The sequence below is a fragment of the Rhodobacteraceae bacterium M385 genome (assembly GCA_025141835.1).
Classification (GTDB): domain Bacteria; phylum Pseudomonadota; class Alphaproteobacteria; order Rhodobacterales; family Rhodobacteraceae; genus Gymnodinialimonas.
In genome coordinates, this window is the sequence record CP081102.1 from 3,791,414 (window position 1) to 3,812,893 (window position 21,480).

At 59.7% G+C, this 21,480-nt stretch carries 23 protein-coding genes; 16 read left to right on the plus strand and 7 right to left on the minus strand.

From position 1 onward, the window contains the following. Positions 1 to 178 precede the first annotated feature (178 nt). Entirely contained in the window at positions 179 to 583 is a 405-nt protein-coding gene (locus K3728_18640) for a response regulator (protein UWQ95644.1), read from the plus strand. 285 nt (positions 584 to 868) lie between these two features. Here K3728_18640 and K3728_18645 read toward each other — a convergent pair whose 3' ends face one another. The 3 genes from K3728_18645 to K3728_18655 all read right to left on the minus strand — a co-directional run bounded on the left by K3728_18645 (position 869) and on the right by K3728_18655 (position 3,948). Beyond that, positions 869 to 2,281 carry a HAMP domain-containing histidine kinase gene (locus K3728_18645; protein ID UWQ95645.1) on the minus strand — a complete coding sequence of 471 codons (1,413 nt, stop codon included), beginning with the start codon at positions 2,279 to 2,281 and terminating at the stop codon, positions 869 to 871. Positions 2,282 to 2,471: 190 nt separating this feature from the next. Continuing rightward, complete coding sequence (locus K3728_18650; GenBank protein ID UWQ95646.1) at positions 2,472 to 3,161, minus strand: GNAT family N-acetyltransferase; 690 nt, start codon at positions 3,159 to 3,161, stop codon at positions 2,472 to 2,474. Beyond that, the gene (locus tag K3728_18655) at positions 3,154 to 3,948 is read right to left on the minus strand and encodes a class I SAM-dependent methyltransferase (protein ID UWQ95647.1); all 795 of its coding nucleotides are present in this window, start codon (positions 3,946 to 3,948) and stop codon (positions 3,154 to 3,156) included. The genes K3728_18650 and K3728_18655 overlap by 8 nt, the downstream gene beginning before the upstream one ends. 156 nt (positions 3,949 to 4,104) lie before the next feature. On the opposite strand from K3728_18655, the gene K3728_18660 reads away from it, so the two are divergent. From K3728_18660 to K3728_18705, 10 genes are all read left to right on the plus strand, one after another. After that, the gene (locus tag K3728_18660) at positions 4,105 to 4,446 is read left to right on the plus strand and encodes a hypothetical protein (GenBank protein UWQ95648.1); all 342 of its coding nucleotides are present in this window, start codon (positions 4,105 to 4,107) and stop codon (positions 4,444 to 4,446) included. A 101-nt stretch (positions 4,447 to 4,547) separates the two neighbouring features. Then, entirely contained in the window at positions 4,548 to 5,768 is a 1,221-nt protein-coding gene (locus K3728_18665; protein ID UWQ95649.1) for a tryptophan 7-halogenase, read from the plus strand. A gap of 121 nt (positions 5,769 to 5,889) precedes the next feature. Further along, complete coding sequence (locus K3728_18670) at positions 5,890 to 6,954, plus strand: type III polyketide synthase (protein UWQ95650.1); 1,065 nt, start codon at positions 5,890 to 5,892, stop codon at positions 6,952 to 6,954. Beyond that, a complete protein-coding gene (locus K3728_18675) occupies positions 6,951 to 7,439 on the plus strand; it encodes a hypothetical protein (protein UWQ95651.1) in 489 nt (162 codons plus the stop codon). The genes K3728_18670 and K3728_18675 overlap by 4 nt, the downstream gene beginning before the upstream one ends. Positions 7,440 to 7,513: 74 nt before the next feature. Continuing rightward, a complete protein-coding gene (locus K3728_18680) occupies positions 7,514 to 7,864 on the plus strand; it encodes a Lin0512 family protein (GenBank protein UWQ95652.1) in 351 nt (116 codons plus the stop codon). Beyond that, positions 7,861 to 8,208, plus strand: coding sequence for a Lin0512 family protein (locus tag K3728_18685; GenBank protein ID UWQ95653.1), 348 nt, complete (start codon positions 7,861 to 7,863; stop codon positions 8,206 to 8,208). Before K3728_18680 ends, K3728_18685 begins: the two co-directional genes overlap by 4 nt. 65 nt (positions 8,209 to 8,273) lie before the next feature. Continuing rightward, a complete protein-coding gene (locus K3728_18690; GenBank protein UWQ95654.1) occupies positions 8,274 to 8,843 on the plus strand; it encodes a TetR/AcrR family transcriptional regulator in 570 nt (189 codons plus the stop codon). A gap of 69 nt (positions 8,844 to 8,912) precedes the next feature. Beyond that, on the plus strand, positions 8,913 to 9,371 hold the full coding sequence (locus K3728_18695; protein UWQ95655.1) for a (2Fe-2S)-binding protein: 459 nt from the start codon (positions 8,913 to 8,915) through the stop codon (positions 9,369 to 9,371). A 3-nt stretch (positions 9,372 to 9,374) separates the two neighbouring features. After that, positions 9,375 to 11,615: a molybdopterin-dependent oxidoreductase gene (locus K3728_18700; protein UWQ95656.1), complete on the plus strand. Its 2,241-nt coding sequence runs from the start codon at positions 9,375 to 9,377 to the stop codon at positions 11,613 to 11,615. A gap of 66 nt (positions 11,616 to 11,681) precedes the next feature. Next, the gene (locus tag K3728_18705; GenBank protein UWQ95657.1) at positions 11,682 to 12,620 is read left to right on the plus strand and encodes a cyclic nucleotide-binding domain-containing protein; all 939 of its coding nucleotides are present in this window, start codon (positions 11,682 to 11,684) and stop codon (positions 12,618 to 12,620) included. 362 nt (positions 12,621 to 12,982) lie between these two features. On the opposite strand, the gene K3728_18710 is transcribed toward K3728_18705, so the two are convergent. Both K3728_18710 and K3728_18715 read right to left on the minus strand, forming a co-directional pair. Continuing rightward, positions 12,983 to 13,327: a hypothetical protein gene (locus K3728_18710; protein UWQ95658.1), complete on the minus strand. Its 345-nt coding sequence runs from the start codon at positions 13,325 to 13,327 to the stop codon at positions 12,983 to 12,985. Beyond that, positions 13,324 to 13,641, minus strand: coding sequence for a rod-binding protein (locus tag K3728_18715; GenBank protein ID UWQ95659.1), 318 nt, complete (start codon positions 13,639 to 13,641; stop codon positions 13,324 to 13,326). Before K3728_18715 ends, K3728_18710 begins: the two co-directional genes overlap by 4 nt. A 97-nt stretch (positions 13,642 to 13,738) precedes the next feature. On the opposite strand from K3728_18715, the gene K3728_18720 reads away from it, so the two are divergent. Both K3728_18720 and flgD read left to right on the plus strand, forming a co-directional pair. After that, entirely contained in the window at positions 13,739 to 15,748 is a 2,010-nt protein-coding gene (locus K3728_18720; GenBank protein UWQ95660.1) for a flagellar hook-length control protein FliK, read from the plus strand. Between the two features lie 10 nt (positions 15,749 to 15,758). After that, positions 15,759 to 16,427, plus strand: coding sequence for a flagellar hook assembly protein FlgD (flgD, locus tag K3728_18725; protein ID UWQ95661.1), 669 nt, complete (start codon positions 15,759 to 15,761; stop codon positions 16,425 to 16,427). Positions 16,428 to 16,430: 3 nt separating this feature from the next. Here the strand turns inward: flgD and ubiB are convergent, their stop codons facing one another. Both ubiB and ubiE read right to left on the minus strand, forming a co-directional pair. Then, positions 16,431 to 17,960 (minus strand): 2-polyprenylphenol 6-hydroxylase, encoded by a 1,530-nt coding sequence (gene ubiB / locus K3728_18730; GenBank protein ID UWQ95662.1) that lies wholly within the window; start codon positions 17,958 to 17,960, stop codon positions 16,431 to 16,433. Continuing rightward, complete coding sequence (gene ubiE, locus K3728_18735; protein ID UWQ95663.1) at positions 17,961 to 18,707, minus strand: bifunctional demethylmenaquinone methyltransferase/2-methoxy-6-polyprenyl-1,4-benzoquinol methylase UbiE; 747 nt, start codon at positions 18,705 to 18,707, stop codon at positions 17,961 to 17,963. A gap of 88 nt (positions 18,708 to 18,795) precedes the next feature. On the opposite strand from ubiE, the gene mutM reads away from it, so the two are divergent. The 3 genes from mutM (at position 18,796) to rpsT (ending at position 20,941) form a co-directional block, all read left to right on the plus strand. After that, positions 18,796 to 19,647: a bifunctional DNA-formamidopyrimidine glycosylase/DNA-(apurinic or apyrimidinic site) lyase gene (gene mutM, locus K3728_18740; protein UWQ95664.1), complete on the plus strand. Its 852-nt coding sequence runs from the start codon at positions 18,796 to 18,798 to the stop codon at positions 19,645 to 19,647. A gap of 65 nt (positions 19,648 to 19,712) precedes the next feature. Continuing rightward, on the plus strand, positions 19,713 to 20,489 hold the full coding sequence (locus tag K3728_18745; protein ID UWQ95665.1) for an enoyl-CoA hydratase: 777 nt from the start codon (positions 19,713 to 19,715) through the stop codon (positions 20,487 to 20,489). Between the two features lie 185 nt (positions 20,490 to 20,674). Further along, the gene (gene rpsT / locus K3728_18750) at positions 20,675 to 20,941 is read left to right on the plus strand and encodes a 30S ribosomal protein S20 (protein UWQ95666.1); all 267 of its coding nucleotides are present in this window, start codon (positions 20,675 to 20,677) and stop codon (positions 20,939 to 20,941) included. Positions 20,942 to 21,480 lie beyond the last annotated feature (539 nt).

Here is a 21,480-nt window from a genome sequence, read left to right on the forward strand (position 1 = left end):
CAGAAAAACGCCACAGTTCCTACCTAAGTAATAATGAACGAGAGCCCGTCCGAGCCTTTCCGACGCGGTATGTAACTTCGTAACGAGAGTATTCGTTACGGCCGAGCCCGTTGTTCGTGGCCGTTCAGATACTGATAGTAAATTCCGAAGCTTAACTCATTTTCAGAGGTTCAAACCGATGACCGATACATTGCCAAAGGTTCTTCACGTTGATGATGACCTCGACATCCTGGAGGTCTCCAGGTTGGCGTTGGAAACTGTCGGCGGTCTTGAAGTTGTTCAGTTTTCTTCCGGCTTCAAGGCCGTTGAAAACGCCGCCGCTCTCCATCCTGACTTCTTCCTTCTAGACGTGATGATGCCAGAAATTGACGGGATCGAGACGTTGCAGAAGCTTCGCGATATACCGGAGTTCAGCGGCACACCTGCGGTTTTCATGACGGCCAAGGCTTCGCCCGATGACATTACTGCGCTGCTCAAGTGTGGCGCGGTGTCGGTTATCAAAAAGCCGTTCGATCCCATGACTTTAGCGGGCGAGATTGTCGATCTGTGGCAGAACTCACGCCAGGGCATCGCTGCCGCCTGAACGCAGCAAATCGCTACCGAAGGCCCCTCCCTTAACTGAGAGGGGCTTTTTTGTGCCTAGCGCGCAGTGCCCCCTTTAACCAGCGGCGTCGCTTTAGTTCATCGCCGCTTTGCCGGGCGCGGGGAATCGCCCCCTCCAGTCGCTACTCATTCAGCCCTGACACGAGGGCACATGCAGCAGTGTGCGCACGAAAAAGGACCCGGTCGCGCGTTGGCGACGGGCCCTGTTTATTGCGTGGTTCTTTCGCCGGACCCGAAGCGCGGCAGTGCGACCAGGCCGGGAACTTCAGGCTGCGTGGTCTAGCCGATTCTTAGATGGGTCCTTTGCGGCGCCGTCTGCATTCAGGCGGTCGAACTCCACGAAGAACGTCGTCCCGACCCCCAACTCGCTGACGTAATCAAGGGTCGCGTCGTGCCGCTCGATAATCTGCTTGCTGATGTTGAGGCCAAGTCCCGTGCCCCCCACGCGTCGAATGTTAGACGAATCCACTTGGCTGAACTTGCCAAACACGCAGTCCTTGGCGCCGTCGGGGATGCCAGTGCCTTCATCTTCCACAGAAATGCGGACACGGTTACCGCGCGTTTCCACGCGCACCTGCACCGAATCTCCTTCTTCAGAGAACTTCAACGCGTTGGACAGCAGATTGCTCAACACTTGGATCAAGCGGTTCCGGTCGCCAGAAATCTCGCAATCTTCGCGGCAAAGGTCAGTTGTGACCTGAATGCCCAGTTTGCTGGCAAACCCTTCCGTGGATTCGACCGCCTCTTGCACGAGGCCGTTCGCATCAACAGGGCTGAAGTGGAACTTCATCTCTCCGGCTTCAATTTTCTGCATGTCGAGCAGATCTTCGATCAGCGCCGCGAGGCGTTGGCCGTTCTTGGTCGCAATATCCACAACGGGTTTCAGGTTCGGAGGCAAAGCGCCGAGCTTGTCGTTGTTAACCAATTCGAGGGACCCGATGATCGACGTCAGCGGCGTGCGCAATTCGTGGCTGACGGTCGCGAGAAACCGTGATTTCACTTCCAAGGCTGCCTTCGTGCGCTCGTTCTCTTCCCGGATCAGCTTCATCTGCTCAAGCCGTTCTTTGTAGCTGAGGTAAAACTTCACCGAAATATCGGCGATAAAGTAGAGCACAAAGATGATCGTGAAGAATTCCAACCAGATCGAGGAGCCGATAGCCGGCACGTAACGCACCACATCAAGGAACGCGATGCACAGGAAAGCGACGGCATAGATCGACAAGCGTAGCAGCAGAATGCCAACCATTTGACTGTTATACATCGTCGCAAAGACAGAGGCCGAGAATAGGAAGAACAGAGGCGTGAAATGACCAGGCGACGTTTGCAGGAACGCGATGTTCACGATGAACAGGCTAATCGCGATGCTGCTTATGACCGTGTTACGGGCGATGCGCCGTAGAATACGCTCTCCCATGACCGGGTCTTCGCCGTCCCATGACCGAGATTGACGCCCCAAGATCACATCAAGCATTTCGGTGATGGCCACCAACGCGTAACAGGTAAAGATCGCGTAGGGATCGAAGTAGAACGCCGAAAGGATTGCCGCCCCTAGGAAACTGGCCTGGCGATGCCAAACCAGTTGGTTTGCGAGGGTAATATAGTCCCTGATGTGCTGCTCACGGCCTTCAGAGCTGAACCAATCGGCCCTGTTTGCCCACATTGTTTTCCATTGCTGCATAATGCTTCCACCTCTTTCGCAAGGTTAGCAATACATATGAAATGCGTCTAAATTTGTGCACTCACGCGGCCGGACCGCGCCTTTTTAGCCCATTTGAGGCGGAGGTAAGGCAGATTTGGTAACAATTCTCAGGCAAAGACCGCCCCGATCCGGGCCACGCCTTTGCCTTGGAATCCGCGCTCTAAGACTGTCAGGCAGCCTTAGAGTTAGAGATCTTGGGGGAGGGATAGACCCCAGCAAGTTCAGGGAACGCGATGTCGGAATGCGGCACCTCGTCCACCGGACCAAACACCGGGGTGCGGGCAAGAACGGCCTCGCGCTGCTCTCGCACCTTGGCGGTAAGAAGCTGAATCGGCTTCTTCAGGCCCGGATAGCTGCGAGGTTCTGACACAATCTCGTACCCAAGATACCGACGGTAAAACGCCGAATGCTCGGCCCGCACAGGGGCAAGGGCCAGGTCGATATCATAGAACATCGTGGCGAGGAATGGGATGCGCAGCGCCAGAAAATGCAACGGTACGCGGCGCTTACGGGCGGCGGGGGCAATCACGAAACGCGTCGAATCCAGCGCCGTTTTCCCAAGTTTGATATCGTCCATGATCTCGGGGAAGACTTCCAGCGTAGGAGAGGCAAAGGAAAGCTGGGACAGCAGGTGCAGCCGGACAGAGGCGAAGATCTCTCCGTCATATTCTACCGCGACGTGGACGCAATTCGGGGTTTCGTCGAACGGGTCCGTCATCATCAGCCGCTCATTCGCAGGAATGGACTTCTCGGCGCGATAACAATTGTAGCGCAGGCGGTACACCTCCTCGAGCTCTTGATCCGTGCTGAGAACCCGGTAGCGGGCGCGTTTCAGTGCTTCGATCACTTGATTATTCATGGTCATCCCCGCTTGTTTCTGACGGTGCCCGGCACACCAATAAGTCGCTGTAGCCGCGGTACACGGTGTCTTCGCGGTGGATTTCAAACCCCGCCGCCGTGACCGCCGTAGCGAGTTCTTCCGCGCTATGGGTCCAGTAGACGCCCTTTTGCTGCGCGTCATAGATCGCGGAGTTCTGCTTGGCGATTTCACGTCCCTGCCAAAACACCCGCAAAGCGCCCAACAACCCGTGCTTGGCCTTGATGCTGCCAAACAGGTAGCGGCGCCAATCGGCCACATCCATGTCCCGCCCAAGGTCCACAAGGAACAACCAACCGCCGGGCCGGAGCAATCGGCGCAGATCCTTCAGGCGCTGTTGCGGGTTGGGCATCGCGTAGATTGCGTGAACACAAACGATCAGGTCCGCCTGATGCGATGGCGAAAAGCTTTCGAGCGCGACGTTGTCGTAAGTGATATTGCGGTGCGCCGACAATTTGGCTTTTGCCGCGGCAATCATGCCGGGATCAGGTTCGGCCAAATGGATTTCACTATCGGGGCAGGCAATCGCCGCCCTTTCGGTGTAATTTCCGGTCCCCCCGCCGATGTCATAAATCAGTTGAGGCGTTTCAATTGAGGCGAGGAATGTATCGAACGATGAAAGGATCGCCTGATACTCTGGATTGTGTTCAGACAGCAGATCATATGCAGTTGCATAGGCGCTCCAATCGGCCCGCACCGATTGGTCTGCTGTTTCTGATTGATAGACGTCAAGGGGCATTGCCCCGTCAGCGTGAGCGCGTGACGGCATAAGAAGAGTCTCCAAAATTCAACTGCGTGCGAATGAATATGCGACTCGTTACCCGACCTAAAACGTGCCTTTAAATGGCCATTTTTGCAAGGCCATTCCATCGGCGTGCGCCTTTCTGGTCGCTGATTTCGTTCAACAAAAGAAGGCGCACCAAATATGAATGTTGCAAATTTCATAGTGTTTCTTAGTGTTTTCGCGCAATACGACACACGAAACTCGGCGCCGCAAAACGTGGCGCAAAAAAGGCAAACTTGTCAAAAATTGGGCGATATTTTTATCGACCCGCCGGAAAACGGCCCCATTTATCGGAGAGCAATGAGGCAGCGCAAAAGGCGCAGTAACCTTGGAGCCGAGATGAAAGTCGAAACCATCCATGACGATCCGGTCGCTCTGGATCTTGTCGCTCATTTTCTGGGTATTGCCGATCATGACAACATCAACGCCGCCCCATCGGGCCGCGCGACACGTAAAAAGAACCGCACGGTTGTGAAGGCATAATCCACGCCTCTAGGCAGGAACTTCTGCACCAGACGCGCGGCGCGCTTTACAGAACCGTTCGCGACAGGCTCTAATCAGGGCCAATGGAAGACCCACCAAACATGCCCCAGACCTGCGATGTCGTCATTATTGGCGGCGGTCCGGCTGGGTCCACCATGGCCGCTCGGCTGGCGGAAATGGGGTTGGACGTTGTGCTGTTCGACAAGGACGTACACCCAAGGTTCCACATTGGCGAAAGCCTTCTGCCCCGAAACCTGCCGATTCTTGCGCAGCTTGGCGTGCTAGACGCGGTTGAAGCGATCGCGGTTAAGAAGTTTGGGGCCGACCTTGCCCTACCCGACCGGGAAGATTACCGGAAATTCGATTTCGCCGAGGCCAACCCAAGCCACCCCCACGCCTTTCAGGTTAAGCGGGCCGAGTTTGATCACCTGCTGCTGCAAAACGCCCGCAAGGCCGGGGCGCGGGTTATGGAGGGGGTGCGCGTTAACGATGTTAACTTTGAGGGGGCGGAATGCGTTAACGTGACGGTGGACGGCGCCGGGCCCGTTTGGCAGACGCGATTTGTGGTGGATGCCAGTGGGCGAGACACGTTTCTGGCCGCACGCATGAAAACGAAAGAGCGCGACCCAAACCACAACAGCGCCGCCGTGTTTGCCCATTACAAAGGCGTGCAAAGACGCCCCGGAACCGACGCGGGCAACACGAGTGTCACCTGGTTTGAAAACGGGTGGTTCTGGACGATCCCGCTGTCGGAGGGTGTCGATAGCGTGGGGGTCGTGTGCGACCCGGAATTCCTGAGGACCCGCAAAGGCCCCTTGGACGAGTTTCTGGCTGAAACAATCGCCTCATGCCCGCAGATGCGCCAGCGTATGGCCGATGCACAACCGATTTCCTCGGCGCAGGCGGCGGGAAACTTCTCGTACAAATCCAATAGGATGCATGGGGACCGCTACCTGTTGATCGGCGATGCCTATGCCTTTTTGGACCCGATGTTTTCCACCGGTGTATATTTGGCGATGGAAAGCGCGATGCAGGGGGCAGAGGCGGTGCATACCTTGCTGACACAGCCCGAAACAGGCCGCCTGAAGCTCGACGCCCATGTCATCAGCATGGAGCGCGGCTTGGGGCGGTTGTCGTGGTTCATCTACAAGTTCAACACGCCCGCGACGCGGAAACTTTTCATGTCGCGCCTTAACCCTCTGAACATGCGCCGAGAGGTGATTGGCCTGCTGGCTGGAGATGTCTTTGGGCGCCGGTCAGGTGGCATCGGCGTGCCCGCTTTCAAGCTGGCTCATCGCCTTCTTAGCGTCGTCTTGCGTTAGAATAGGAAGCTGCAAAACCCGCCAAGGCCCAAGGAAAGCTAGCTAATTTTCGATTTACTGTTAACGCTTGAAGGGTATGGGGCATTTCCCCAAGCGACCCGAACCCCACGAAGGGCCCTACATGACGACACCCTATCTGCACGGCCTTTCTACCGCACTTCCGCCCCATTGCCTGTCGCAAGACGATGTTCGCGAACGCGCTGCGATTATTTTTGGCGGCAAGTACCCGCAGTTTGACCGCCTTTCCAAGTCTTTCGAGACGGCGGGCATCGACCAGCGGTATTCGGTTGTTCCGATTGACTGGTTCTCGGACGATCACGGGTGGGAAGACCGCAATGCCGCCTTCATGGTGGGGGCGAAGGCGATGTATATCGAGGCTGCGCAACGCGCCCTTGATGCGGCGGGCTGGCAGGGTGCGGATGTGGATTGCGTCGTGTCCGTGTGCTCCACCGGTTTGGCCACGCCCACACTGGACGCTCAGGTCTTTTCAGACATGGGGTTTCGCCAAGACATCATGCGGGTACCGCTGTTTGGCCTCGGCTGTGCGGGGGGCGTTTCGGGCCTGTCGGTGGCGCAATCCATCGCGGCGGGAAGGCCCGGCGCAAAGGTGCTGCTTGTGGTGGTTGAGACCTGCTCTCTCTCGTTTCGGGCGGACCGGTTGCAGAAGGCAGACATCATCGCGGCGGTCCTGTTCGGCGACGGGTCTGCGGCGGCCTGCATCAGTACGGAAACGCCACAGAACGGCAGAGTTATCGCGCTTGGGCAGGGGCACCAGACGATGTGGCCCGACACGCTTGGGATCATGGGATGGGACGTGGACGAAACAGGCTTTGGCGTGGTCTTTGACCGCTCCATCCCCGGTTTCGTGACCGAGGAATTTGCCACAGCCGCACAGGGCGCGTTGACCGCCGCGAACCTGACGCATGACCAGATTGACCGCTACGTCTGCCACCCCGGCGGGGCCAAGGTCGTGGATGCCATTGAGGGCGCGTTGAGCTTGCCGCAAGGCTCGCTGGTGGCGGAGCGGGAGACTCTGCGCGCCGCCGGAAACATGTCGGCGCCCACGGTGATGTTCGTGCTGCAATCGGTGCTCGACGCAGGCACCACGGGGCAAATGATGGCCTGCGCCTTGGGCCCCGGCTTCACGGCGTCATTCCTGCCGTTTCAGGTGGAGGCCGCCGCGTGACTGCAACTTACCTATTCCTTGGCTTCATCATCCTACAACGCCTGAGTGAGCTGTTCATTGCCAAGCGCAATACCGCGCGTCTTCTGGCGCGAGGTGCCTATGAAGTGGGGGCCGCGCATTACCCGGCCATGGTCGCCATGCACTCGGCCTGGATCGTCTGCCTTGTTGTCTTTGGCTATGACAATTCGGTGGCTTACGGATGGCTGGCGGGGTTCGCAGTGCTACAGGTCTTGCGGGTGTGGATCTTGGGCAGTTTGGGCAGCCGTTGGACCACGAGGATCATCATCCTGGAAGAACCGTTGGTGGTACGAGGGCCGTTCAAATACGTGTCGCATCCCAACTATATGCTCGTGGTGGCCGAGATCATCGTCGCGCCGATGGTTTTGGGCCTGACATGGATAGCATTGGTGTTCACCGTTCTGAACGCCGCGATGCTGTGGGTGCGGATCGGGGTGGAGCATAAGGCGCTCGCGCCGTTACGCTGAAGCGCGATGTGCCGTTGCACGGGCGCGGGCTTTGCCGCAAACAAGCAACGACACCGCAGGGGAGGGAACACCGCATGGCTGTAAAACGATTGCTGACGGAATTTGGCATGGGCAGCTCACTGCGCCGTCAAGATTACACCCAAGCCGCTGAACGCGCTGTGAAAGATGCTTTGTGGCATAACTCCATCAATTTGGCCGAGCTGTTCGGGAAGCAGAAGGAAGAGATGCAGATTACGGTAGAGGTCGGCGTTCAGAACCCCGATGCGCTGGAAACCGACAAGATCGCCGCGATCTTCCCTTATGGGCAGGTGACAGTCGTCCCAAGGCAGGGCGGGTTGGACGTGCCCCGCAGTGATGGCGGGAAGCCAACGGTCATCGCCAACGTCGCCATTTCTGTTGCCCTGGATTTGGGAGAAACCGCATGAGCGAGCAGCGTTTCATCATCGAAATGGGCATGGGCAACGATCAATACGGCCAAGATTACACCAAGGCCGCCGCCCGCGCGATTGAAGATGCCATTCGCCATTCCGCCATCCCGATGTTTGAGGCGACGGGCCTGTCGTCGGACCAGATGCGGGTACAGGTTACGGTGGGGGTGCAAGCGCCCGAGCGTGTCGATTGCGCGGCGCTGGCCGAGAAGCTGCCACGGGGGCAAGCGACGGTAACGGCGGTGCAAGGCGGGTTGGACGTGACGAACCCCGACACCGGTAAAGTGCTGGTCATCGCCTCTGCCGCGGTGGAGGCTTTTTTGCCGAAACAGTCCGGATAGACCTCGGCCAAGGGTGGGGGGCCACACACGTTGACAGGACGACATCCGGCGTGAATATGTCGCCCATGACCATCAGCCTGTCCGAAAAAGAAAGCCAAATTGCCGCCGCCGCCCTGCGTGTGTTCACGCGCTATGGCCTGAAGCGAGCGACGATGAACGATGTCGCGGAAGAAGCCGGTGTCGTGCGCCAAACGCTCTACAACGTCTTCGCCAATAAGGACGAAGTGATCCACGGGACGCTGCTGTATTACACGGAAATGCTCCGCCAAAGGACGCTGGACGCGTGGAAGAGCGAAGGCGATCTTTCGACCAAGCTCGACCTATTGTTCGAGCATTATATCATCGCATCTTGGGATGCGATCCGAGCCACGCCCGATGCCGGGGACCTCGAATCCGGTTCTCACGCAGCGGCCGAGCGGGCCATGGTGGCCGCAGAAGCCGCGCTTGATGCCATGTTGGTCGATCTATTCGCCCCCTACGCCGACGCCTTGGCGCGGAATGGGCAGAACGTGGCGGACTTCGCCCCGTTCGTGCGCGCGGTTTTGATGGGGTTCAAACACAAGACGACGGACCGCGATGCCCTCCTGAAAAATCTGGCGGTGTTCAAGGCAATGGTCGTACTCTCCACCACCTAGCTGGCAATTTTACACTTCTTGACTATTTGTCCAAATCGGGCAATATCGCTCCAACTTTTGGAGGTCGATATGCGCTTGAACGTGAACGGTGAGGTTAAAGAGGTCGATGTCGCGCCAGACATGCCGCTTCTGTGGGTCTTGCGCGAAGAGCTGAACATACCGGGTACGCGCTATGGCTGCGGCGTCGCGCAATGTGGCGCTTGTACGGTTCATATCGACGGGCAAGCCATGCGGTCCTGTCAGATGCCGGTGGGCGATCTGGAAGGGGCGCAGATCACAACCGTAGAAGGGTTGGCGCAGGCCGAAACGCTGCACGTCGTGCAACAGGCTTGGATCGACCATCAGGTGGCGCAATGCGGCTACTGTCAAAGCGGGCAGATCATGCAAGCCGCCGAACTGCTATCCACCACGCCGAACCCGACCGACGAAGACATCGATTTCGCCATGTCCGGCAACCTGTGCCGATGCGGCACCTACCCGCGTATTCGCGCCGCGATTCACGCCGCCGCCCGCGCGATGGAGGGTTGAGGGATGAGCAAGATCAAGACCTTTACCCGCCGCGCCTTCCTTGTCGGCTCTGCCGCCGTTGCCGGGGGCGTCGCCTTTGGCGCGTATCTGGTTGTGCGCGATCCAGAAAACCCGAACCTCCAGGATTTGCCCGAGGGGGCCGCGTCGTTTAACCCTTGGGTGCGGATTGACGCCTCTGGCGTGACGCTAATCACCCCCCATGCCGACATCGGACAGGGGGCTGTGTCCATGCAGGCCGCGCTGATTGCCGAGGAAATGGACTTGGAATGGGGCGGGTTTGATGTCGATTTCGGCCGCCCCGCCCCGGCCTATTGGAACACGGCCATGGCCAACGATGGCGCGCCGGTTGTGCCTTGGGATGACAGCTTTGGCGCTCGCGCCATGCGATCCACGATGGGTGGTTTGCTGAAGGTTATGGGGATGCAGGGTACGGGGGGATCGTCCTCCACGCCGGATAGTTTCGTGAAACTGCGCGAAGCCGGCGCGATGGCCCGAGAGACGCTAAAAAGCGCGGCCAGCGCGCGAACGGGCGTTGCCGTGGCCGATCTGCTCACGGAAGCGGGGGCCGTTCACCTGCCCGACGGTACAGTCATTCCCTATGCCGATCTTGCCGCTGACGCCGCGCAAATTGATCCGGTGCAAGACACGCCGCTGCGCGACCCATCGACGTGGCGCCTGATCGGCCAAGATATGCCGCGCCTTGATATTGAAGCGAAATCCACCGGCCAGGCGATGTATGGCATCGACCTAGAGCTACCGGGCATGGTGCGGGCCAGCGTGCGGGTGAACCCGCGAAAGGGTGGCACCCTGAACGGGTTTGACGCCACGGAGGCCGAGGCGATGCAGGGTGTGGAGCAGATCATAGAGATCCCCGGCGGCGTTGCGGTGATTGCCACCAATACCTGGTACGCGATGCAGGCACTCGATGCGATTTCCTACGATTGGGGCCCCGCTGATTACGCGCCGGATCAAGACGCCCATTGGGCAGCTTTGGAAGATAGTTTCACCGAGGAAACGCTCGACAAAGAATGGCTCAACAGCGGCGATGTGGAGGCCGATATGCCCGGCGCCGAGGTGCTGGAGGCCGAATACCGAGCCCCCTACGTGGCGCACCAACCGCTAGAGCCGCTGAACGCCATTGTGCTGGTGGAAGACGACAGCGTGCAAGTCTGGACCGGCCACCAAATGCCCCGCTTCCTGCAACAGCAGGTGGCCGCCATTACCGGCCATGACGCGGACCAAGTGGTGTTCCACAACCAATATGCGGGCGGCTCGTTCGGGCATCGGCTGGAGTTTGACTACGTCAAGCAGGCCACCCATGTCGCGATGCAGCTACGCGGCACCCCAGTTAAGATTATTTACAGTCGAGAGACCGATTTCGCACAAGATTTTCCAAGGCAAATCACGATGGGCCGCGCCCGGGGTGCGGTGCGTGATGGGCAGGTCATCAGCTACGACACGCAAATCGCGGCGCCTTCTGCCATGCGCTCGCAGATGGCCCGCCTAGGCCAGCCCCTGCCCGGTCCCGATGGCCAGCTTGCCGCTGGCATTTGGCAGCAGCCTTACGGATTTGAGAACGTGCGCATGCGCGGCTACGCGGTCGAGGGGCTTTCGCCCGTCTCGTCGTGGCGGTCGGTCGGAGCCTCGGCCAACGGCTTTGTCGGCGAAGGTTTTCTGGACGAGTTGATCCACGCCGCCGGGGCGGACCCGTTGGAGGAACGCATCCGCCTGTGCACCTTGGATGACGTCAGCCGCCGCGTGCTGGAAGCCGTCGGAGAGATGTCCAACTGGGGCGAGGCACTGCCCGAAGGCACGGGCCGCGGCGTTGCACTGGTTCATTCCTTCGGCGTTCCCTGCGCCGAGGTGGTCGAGGTGACCAACACCGAAAACGGCATCCGCCTGGACCGCGTCTGGGTCGCCGCAGATGTGGGCCGTGTCGTGGACCCGGTAAATTTCGAGAACATCGTGAAGGGCGGCGTCATCTGGGGCCTTGGTCACGCGATGAACTGCGAGATCACCTACACCGATGGCATTGCGGATCAGACGAATTTCCACTCTCACGAGGGGATGCGGATGCATCAGGTGCCCGAAATCTTCGTGCGCGGGTTGGAGAACGGCGGTGTGCGCGGGATCGGAGAACCCCCTGTCCCGCCAGCCGCCCCTGCCTTGGCGAACGCGATTTTTGCCGCCACCGGGCAGAGGTTGCGGGAAATGCCGTTCTGGAACCACGTGGATTTCGTCTGAACGCTTTAGCTTTGCGCGAATCGACTTGTCTGTAAGGCTGCTGTTGGGACAACCAACGGGGCCTATATGAAGCCAGAAATTCGCACGGCGCTGCAATCAGTCGGGTGCGCCGTGGCCTTCAACGACGGCGACGTGCTGCGCGAAAAGGGTGCTTTCGTGCCCGATATGCTGCTGATTACCAGCGGTCAGGTCGATTGCATCGTGTCCGAGGCGGACGCAGTTCATTACACGGTCGGCCCCGGCACGATTGTGGGGGAAATCGGGTTTCTGACCGGGCAGGGGGCCACCGCCACGCTGCGCGCTGTCGGCCCGGTCGAGGCGCTATCGCTGAACGCGCGGTCCTTGCAACGGCTCCGCCAGAACTCTCCGGCCATTGCAGCCGAGGTTTTGCGCCTTCTTGCGACGCTACTGCAAGAACGCGCCGCCCAGAACGAGGGGTTGGTTGCAGAGGTTGAAGGTAGCGCTGACAAGATCGAGGTCGTGCGCTGCTCGACGCTGGACCAACGGCGCACGGCGCAAAGGGTGCGCTATGATGTGCATTGTCTGGAACGGGGGCTGGCCTGTGCATCCGCCGATGACGCAGAGGGGACCATCACCGATGCGCTTGACGCAACGGGCACCTCTTTCATTGCCTTCACAGGGGTTCAGGCGATCGGGATGATGCGGGTGAACGCGGGGCCGGATTGTGAAGAGTCGTTGCGACGTTTTCACGGGCTTTCCCACGAAGCCGATGCAGCGCAAAACAGCACGATCATCACGGCAAGTGCGATCCACGAAGCCTATCAAAACGCAGAACTTTTCAGCCAGTTCATTGCCGCCATCACGACCTTTGCACAGGCTTCTGACGCGACACGGCTTTGCGCCGATTGCCCCCCCGGCGCCGAGGCCCATTATTTCGCCTTGGGGTTCCAGCGCAGCGGTCCCGATGCGCCCTTGCCCGAGCTTGGCTTGTCGGTGCCCCTGATGCTGACGGCACTTTCCGATACGGAAGTTGGGGGCGGTTAAACCTCTGTTCACGTCAATGTCGTAAGCCCTCTCTGACCTTTGAGGAGCATGGCCATGGCGGACGACGACCTTCGCCCGATTATCATCAAGAAGAAGAAGGTGATCTCTGGCGGGGGGCACCATGGTGGCGCGTGGAAAGTTGCCATGACGTCCCTTTCCTTAGATTCAAAAGCGTGCGTTTTTCACGCTGTTCACGATCCGACGCCCAGTTTGGGGCATCGATTGAAACGTCATTCTGACGGGTGTGGCCCGGTGGTTTGGGCCACGCCACCTCATTGGGTGCGGGTTCTTTTTGGGGGCAAAGACTAAACAACATCCTAATCGCCCTGCCCCCATTGCAAACGATTTGAACTGACTTCGATCTAGCGCCGCACGATAGAGCCGGAGGGCGCCGGAACACCCTTCTGGCTTTGGCCATCAGCGTCATAAGTTGTTAGCTGCGAGGACCGGGCCGACTGTAAATGTGCACGCGCCGTCGCGACCCCCGCCTGGGCAGCCATAAGAAGGCGCGCGTTTCGGGCGGCCGCGCCTTGAATGCCTGTGACAACTTCCAGATCACCGCCTTCAAGGCGCAATCGCTCAAACGCGCGGGACAGCTTTGGAGCCATCTTACCCAAGGCGTCCAAATCACCGGCCAACAGCGCCCGGTGCTGCTGCTCCAACATATCCGCGACCGTTCTGGCCGCATTCTTGCGAAGACCGATCATTGAGCAGCCTCCGCACGACGAACGAGAGAGTCGAAGATGGATTCCGCCAAGCCAAGCCCGCCTTGCGCCGACAGCGCGTTGGCATGTTCGGAACGGAGCATCGAGCTAAATTGCTCCTCCCCGATGCCGCCGCCAAAGCTGTTTTCGTCTCGCGCTTCGCCAAAGCCCGCGTGTTTCAACATTTCGGCCAGGAAAGCCGCTTCAAGATCTTCGGCGACGCTTCGCAATTCAGCGTGGGGGTCCACGGCGGCGGGCATTTCTTGCGGTGTCAGTGTCGTAGAGGGAATCACTAGGGTCATGGAAATATCTCGCATTCGAGGGATTTCTTTGAAGTTGGCAGATGCGCGTAAACAAATCGTAAGGAGATTGAGCGTAGACAGGGGACGTCAACAACAATGACGGACAGCCAGAATGGATGATCTGCTCCAAAGCCCCCTTATGTCGGGGCAAGGTACATTTGCCTTCACCCGCCCTGATTCTGAGGCCACCGCCCTTGAAGGCGCTGCCTTCGGGGCAACTTTCGATGCCCTACTTACGGGGACCGTCGCACATGCTCCGCATTTGCCGGACGCGGTCACCCTTATGACCCAGATGGACGTTGTTGCGCCGAAACAACCGGAAGGCGCGTTTGAAATGCCGCTCGTGGTGCCCTCGGAAGGGGTAATCTTGCCAGGTGGCGAAACGCCGATCCTGCCGCAGCCAGTTCCAGATGATGTCGCTTCAGAACTTATCTCAAAAGCCGCGACGCCGGTTGATCTTGCCCTCGACCAGCAGATTCCTGAGGGTGCGGACGTCGCAGAAATCGTGGACACACCCCTTCGCGCGATCCCGGTAGCTTCTCCTGTCGTTTCAGATGGTCCGGCCCCGCATCAACACGCCCCTTTTTTGCGGAGCGTTGTGGACCGCCCCCATCCGATTAGCAGCAACACCGTTGTCACCCCTTATGTGGCAGAGCTTTCGCAGGCGGTGCCGGTGGTCAAACCTACCGCCCAAACGCTGCCCCCAACACCAGCCACTAGCGTGGCGGCAGCTGCGCCGCAGGTCACCGCGCAGGTGCAGCCTGCCGCGGATTCGCCCGAACCTCTCACCCTTCCCTTCGCCCCCGAACGCCCCATTCGCGCAACCATGACCGGGCCGCTGACGATCCCGGATGTCGCACGGACAAGGCCCCAGGCGACACCACTCACGATTCCACCCGGGGTCCGCGAGGCGGTGCACCCGGTGCCGCAAACGCTACCCGGTGTGGCGCGTTCTGCCCCACAAGTCGCGCCGCAGACACTGCCCGCAGATAGAGGCGCGGTGGTACAGAACCCTCCCCTCGCGCACCCCGTTGCAGGCCCCGCTCCGGGCGACCATCGGGCGTCCGGTTTTGCCGGGCCAATCCCTCAATCGGAACGTACCGCTGTTGTGATTTCGGACCCGCAGACGCGTCCCGTAACGACGGAACAGCATTCCATACCGCGCAATCACGCGGCACCCGTTTTGCCGCCTCAATCCTCGGGGCCGCAAACCTATAGCCTGCCACAGCAGGCGCCATCTGCGCAGCCCGCTGTGGCGATGAGGTGGCAGAGCCCGTCACAAAGCCGGACGGCGCATCCCCCCAATGTCCAACCGCAAGCAAATCAACCGATTGAGCAGATGGCGCCCGCCGCCATCCAGCGTGGCTATCCGGCGGCTACCGTCACCTTCGCGTCTCAGGCCGCGTCACTCACCAGCCAAACCGGAGCCTCCCCCTCGGTCCCCACAGCCCTAACCGGCCAAGACCCCCCCAAGGAAGCGGCCACAATCCGCGTGGGCGGTTGGACAGTTCCCGCCGCGCGTACGCCTTCACCCTACGTCGTGGTTCCGCAGCTATCCGCAACCACAACACCCGGCGCGCCGCAAACGCTGACAAGCGGTGCAGAGATACCGATGGATGCTTTACCCGATTTCGATAGCGCCCTTCAGCCGCTGGTAACGCCCGCCACTTCCACTGCGCTTACGCCCACAACATCGCTTTTGGCCCATGCGCCCTCTACCACCGCGCAGGTGATCGCGCAGCAGATCGCGAGCGCGCTTGCCAACCCTTCGGCTGAGGGGGACGCACCTTTGGAACTGGCGCTTGATCCACCAGAATTGGGACGTGTGAGGATGCAAATGTCTGAAATCGCGGGGGTGTTGACCCTGACCATTCAGGCAGAACGGGCTGATACCGCTGACCTGATGCGCCGCCACCTCGACCTTTTGGCGCAAGAATTCTCGGACGCCGGCCTTGATTCTCCTTCCGTCCACATCTCGCAAGATGGGGCGGAACATCAGGAGCGCGACGATGGCGATGCGCCATCTCAATCTACTGCCGCCAACGCCCCCCCCGCATCGGAAGAGGGGGCCTTGCCTCAGCCAAATCTCACCGCCACCGGCGGGCTAGACCTTAGATTATAGGAGCCAACCTATGGAAATCCTCTCTGCACTGCAAAGCGCCGCGACCCCCGCTGCCGTGCCGGAACAGCAGACCTCAAGCATCGCGTCGATCACCTCAGACTTCGACATGTTCTTGCGGCTTCTGACGACGCAAATGCAGAATCAAGACCCTTTGGACCCGGCTGATTCCACGGAATACACCGCGCAGCTTGCGACCTTTTCGGGGGTCGAACAGCAGGTGGAAACCAACAATCTTCTGCGTGACCTGCAAGCCAGTTTCGCCTCCATGAACATGGGCCAGCTTTCTGGCTGGATCGGGATGGAGGCACGGGCAGAGGTGCCGGTAAACTTCACCGGACAAACCACCATGGTCCAGGTTGCCCCCCATGCCTTGGCCGACCGAATGGAACTGATCGTGCGCAACGCTGCGGGCGATGTGGTGGCCAACGTGCCCGCCTTGCTGAGTGATGAACCCTTCGCCTGGGCCGGAGAGGGCAGCGATGGCACCCCGCTTCCCCATGACACCTATTCCCTGTCCGTCCAAAGTTGGAGCGGAGAGGACATCCTCGAAGAACGATCCGCCTTCGTCTACGGCGAAATCACCGAAGCGCAGACCCTAGCGGGAGAGGTTTGGGTCACCATGGAAAACGGGGTCAGCCTGCCCGCCGAAAACGTCCAAGGCCTGCGTCGCATCCCGTAGGGACTAAAACAGCGATAGGACCAGTGCGGCGCCCAAGCCAATCGCCAAACCGCCGAGACCAATAGCCATGCGCTCGGGCCAACGGCTCGGCGCGATCGGCTTCACTGGATGGGCCTGCGCGATCAGCGCGGCCTCGGCAAGTTGCGGCAAGCGGGGACCGAAGCGCGACAGCACCATCGCCGTGCGCGCCAGATCGCGCACCATTGCTTGCGGCCCGATGGACTTGGCGATGTAGGTCTCGACCTCGGGTTGGGCCACGGCCCAGATGTTCAGATCCGGGTCCAGGGACCGGCCCACGCCTTCCACAACCACCATGGTGCGTTGCAGCAAAATCAGCTCGGTCCGCGTTTCCATCCCGAAGCGTTCCGTCACTTCAAACAGATACGACAGCAAGTGCCCCATGGATATGCGAGAGGCTTCCATGCCGAAAATCGGCTCTCCGACGCTGCGAAGGGCTTGCGCGAACTCTCCGATGTCGCGGTCGGCGGGGACATAGCCCGCCTCAAAATGCACCTCGGCCACGCGTTGGTAATCCTTGCGGATAAAGCCCATCAGGATCTCGGCGTAGACACGGCGGGTATATTCGTCGATCCGCCCCATGATCCCGAAGTCGAGCGCCACCACGTCGCCATTGGGGGCCACCTTCAGGTTCCCCTGATGCATATCCGCATGGAAATACCCATCGCGCAGGGCATGGCGCAGGAACATCTGCAACACCGTCGCCCCTAGTTTGCGGCGATCATGACCCGCCGCGTCAATCGCGGCCAAATCCGACAGGGGTAACCCCTCTGCCCACCCCAGCACCATCATCCGGCGGGTGGACAAGCCCCATTCCACCGCTGGCACAGTGAAGCCGTCATCGCCTTGAGTGTTGGCCGCGAATTCTCCCGCGGCCGAGGCTTCGATCCGCAGGTCCAGCTCTTGCAGCACGACGCCTTCGAAGTGATCCACGACATCGCGCGGCCGCAACCGCCGCGACGCCGGAGACAGCGTTTCCACCAAAGAGGCGATCAGGTGGAACGCATCCACGTCCTTGCGAAACGCCCGCTCAATCCCCGGGCGCAGGATCTTCACGGCAACCTCTCGGCCCGTTTCCGCCAGCGTAGCACGGTGGACCTGCGCGATAGAGGCCGCAGCTATGGGATCAGAAAAGGCGCTGAAGGTATCTTCCAGCGGCCCATTCAATTCTTGGGCCACGACTTTGCGCGCCACCTCCACCGGAAAGGGCGGCAGCTTGTCCTGTAACACCTGCAATTCCAACGCCATATCAGGGCCGACGACGTCAGGGCGCGTGGACAGGATTTGCCCGAACTTGATGTAGGCCGGACCAAGGGCTGTCAGGGCACGGGGCACCGGCGGCACGTTCGGGTCACCCTTCAGGCCCAACCACTTAAACGGCCAACCCACCACACGGGCGGCAACCCGGATCGGGCGCGGCGCGTCCAACGCCTCTAGCACTGCGCCCATGGCACCGGTGCGTTCAAACGTGGCGCCCGTGCGGACCAGCCGCCAAATGTTATGAGGTCCGCGCACTTAGATTTTCCATCCCGAATGCAGGGCCGCAATCCCCATCGACAGGTTGCGATATTTCACCTGCTCAAAGCCCGCGTCGCGGATCATCCCGGCGAAGGTGTCCTGATCGGGGAATTTACGGATCGATTCGACCAGATACTGGTACGAATCGCGGTCCCCGGCGATCAACTGCCCCATGCGCGGGATCACGTTGAAGGAATACAGGTCATACAGCTTTTGCATCCCGTCATTGGGAAGCTGGCTGAACTCTAACACCATCAACCGCCCGCCCGGGCGCAAGACGCGGTAAGCCTCGGACAAAGCCTCGTTAATGCGGGTCACGTTTCGAATGCCGAAGCTAATGGTGTAAACGTCGAAGGAATTGTCGGCGAAGGGCAGCGCCATGGCGTCGCCACAGACCCAATCCAGATGGTCTGCCAAGGCTTCGGCCTCGGCGCGTTTTTCGCCTTCATCCAGCATTGACTGGGTCATGTCGAACACGGTGGCATGGGCACCGGGCGCCCGCTTGAGGAACCGGAAAGAGATATCGCCCGTGCCGCCCGCCACATCCAGCAACTTCTGGTCGTCACGCGGGGCCAGCCAATCCATCATCGCATCTTTCCAAACGCGGTGGATGCCGACACTCATCACGTCATTCATCACATCGTATTTTGACGCGACATTGGTGAAAACACCGTGCACCATCCCGGCCTTCTGATCCTCGGCCACATCCTGAAATCCGAAGTGAGTCGTTTGATCGTCTGCCATGGGACTTGTCCTTTCGTCGCGCTGCCCCCTCTTATAGGGCGTAGCCATGAGGTTACAGCACCCCTTCGCCCCATAAGGAAAGAGCGATTTGCCCGAACTTCCAGAGGTAGAGACAGTGCGTCGCGGCCTAGCCCCGGTTCTAGAGGGCGCGCGGATCGTGAAGGCCGCCGTAAACCGCCCCGATCTGCGCTGGCCGTTCCCCGAAAACATGGCCGCGCGGCTCGAAGGGGCGACGGTTACGGCGCTGCGGCGGAGGTCGAAATACATCCTCGCGGACCTAAGCACCGGGGAAACCCTGCTGGTCCATCTCGGCATGTCGGGGCGGATGCAGATATCGGGCGATGTGGTGGGCAGTTTTCATCACACACACCCCGCGGCGCAAAAACACGATCATGTCGTGCTGGATACGGACGCGGGGGCACGGATCACCTTTAACGATGCCCGCCGCTTTGGCGCGATGGATCTGATGAACACGGCGACTCAGGATCAACATTGGCTGATCCGCGATCTGGGGCCGGAACCGCTTGGCAACAGCTTTGACGAAGCGCATCTGATTGCGGCGTTCAAAGACAAGCGTTCCCCGGTGAAAACGGCGCTATTGGACCAACGCATCGTGTCGGGCCTTGGCAATATCTATGTATGCGAGGCGCTGTGGCGGGCCGGAATTTCGCCGCTGCGACAAGCAGGCAAGGTAAGCGCCCCCCGAGTCGCCAAGCTGGTGCCGATTATCCGAGATGTCCTAAGGGAAGCTATCGAGGCGGGCGGTTCCAGCCTGAAGGATCATCGGCAAGCAAATGGCGAACTGGGATATTTTCAACACACCTTTAGGGCCTATGGCCGCCAGGGGGAGCCCTGCCAAACCCCAGACTGCACAGGGAAAATCAACCGCAAGGTGCAATCGGGCCGGTCCAGCTTCTACTGCCCGGCCTGTCAGAGATAACTTGAACCCTCTGACGGCAGTGCTAACCCTCGGGGGTCTAATGAAACAGCGGATGAGCACACTCCATGGCCTATGAGACCCTGATCGTCGATGTTGAAGATCATATCTGCCTCATAAAACTAAACCGTCCCGACGCGCTGAACGCGCTCAACAGTCAGTTGTTGGGGGAGTTGGGCAAAGCCCTGAAAGCTGCTGAAGACAACGACAAGGTGCGCTGCATCGTGTTGACCGGCTCGGACAAGGCATTCGCCGCCGGGGCCGACGTGACCGAGATGGCCGGCAAAAGCTTCGCCGATGTCGTGTCCGAAGATATGTTCGCCAAAGACGATCGCGCTATTCGGGCGATCCGCAAGCCGATCATTGCCGCCGTTGCAGGCTATGCTTTGGGCGGCGGTTGCGAGTTGGCTATGGCCTGCGATTTCATCATCGCTGCCGAAAACGCCAAGTTCGGCCAGCCCGAGATCAATCTGGGTGTCATCGCAGGCATGGGCGGCACACAGCGCCTGACCAAGCTGGTGGGCAAATCCAAAGCGATGGACATGCACCTGACGGGCCGTTTCATGGCTGCCGAAGAAGCCGAGCGTTCCGGCCTCGTGTCGCGGGTCGTGCCCGTGAAGAAGCTGGTGGAAGAGGCGATGGCCGCCGCTGCCAAGATCGCCGAGAAATCCGCAATCGCTACCATGGCCGCGAAAGAGGCTGTGAACCGCGCCGAAGAAGTCTCGCTTTCTGAAGGGCTGCTTTTTGAACGTCGCGTGTTCCATTCGCTCTTTGCGACAGACGACCAGACCGAAGGCATGAACGCCTTTGTTGAGAAGCGCGAACCTCAGTTCCGCGACAAGTAAGACCCATTTGGGTGATTTAGGGATAAAGAGTCTTCCCTTTTGGGCGCTTTTTCCCTAAATCCCCCGTCAGACATGCGTGAGAGGCCCGCTTTGGCCAGATTCGTCCGGTACAGAACCCGGAGACGGGACCCCCCGCGCGTTAGATATTGTTTACGCCCACTGAAGGGCCCCGAAAGGATCACACCATGGCAAATTCGCCCCAAGCTAAAAAACGCGCCCGTCAGAGCGAGCGTCGATTCGCAATCAACAAAGCCCGCCGCTCGCGCATCCGTACGCATCTGCGTTCCGTTGAAGAAGCCATCGCTTCTGGCGACCAGGCTGCCGCTACGGCAGCTTTGAAAGCGGCTCAGCCCGAGCTGATGCGCGGCGTTACCAAAGGTGTGATGCACAAAAACACCGCTTCCCGGAAAATGTCGCGTTTGGCGTCTCGGGTAAAAGCGCTCGGCGCATAAGGACGTCAAAACGGTCTGTAAATTAGGGGCGCTCCTTTATGGGGGCGCCTTTTTTCGTTTCTAAATAGTTAACGGTCTCAACGTCATAATTGAGCGAGAGAGATTCGATTTCAGGAAGGTTGCGAGTCAAGCGCGAAGACCTGTTGCGAGGTAAGAGCGACTCCCGATAACTTGTTCTTGCGAGTCATACGCCTTGGGGGTGGATGAGAGGCACCAAGCCTCTATTTGATATGCGGCGCGGCCCGGATGCGGACACATCCGGTGCTATTGGCGGTTTCGTCAGCGCATATCAAATGGAGGTCAAATGGGAGGAAATGCACATCAAAAATGTGCAGCCACCTCTTAACGGTGCTTTCATTTCACCTCGTGATCATACCCTGTGGGAAGTGCTTTCAGCACCGCTGGCAAACCGGTGGGCTGAAACCTGTTCGACGCCATGATCATGCCCAATGCTAAAGGTAGGATGCCTTGCAACGCAGATACTGGTGAGGAACCGGCCCACGAAAAGGCGCCGGGCGAAAAAAGGACGGGACGAAGGC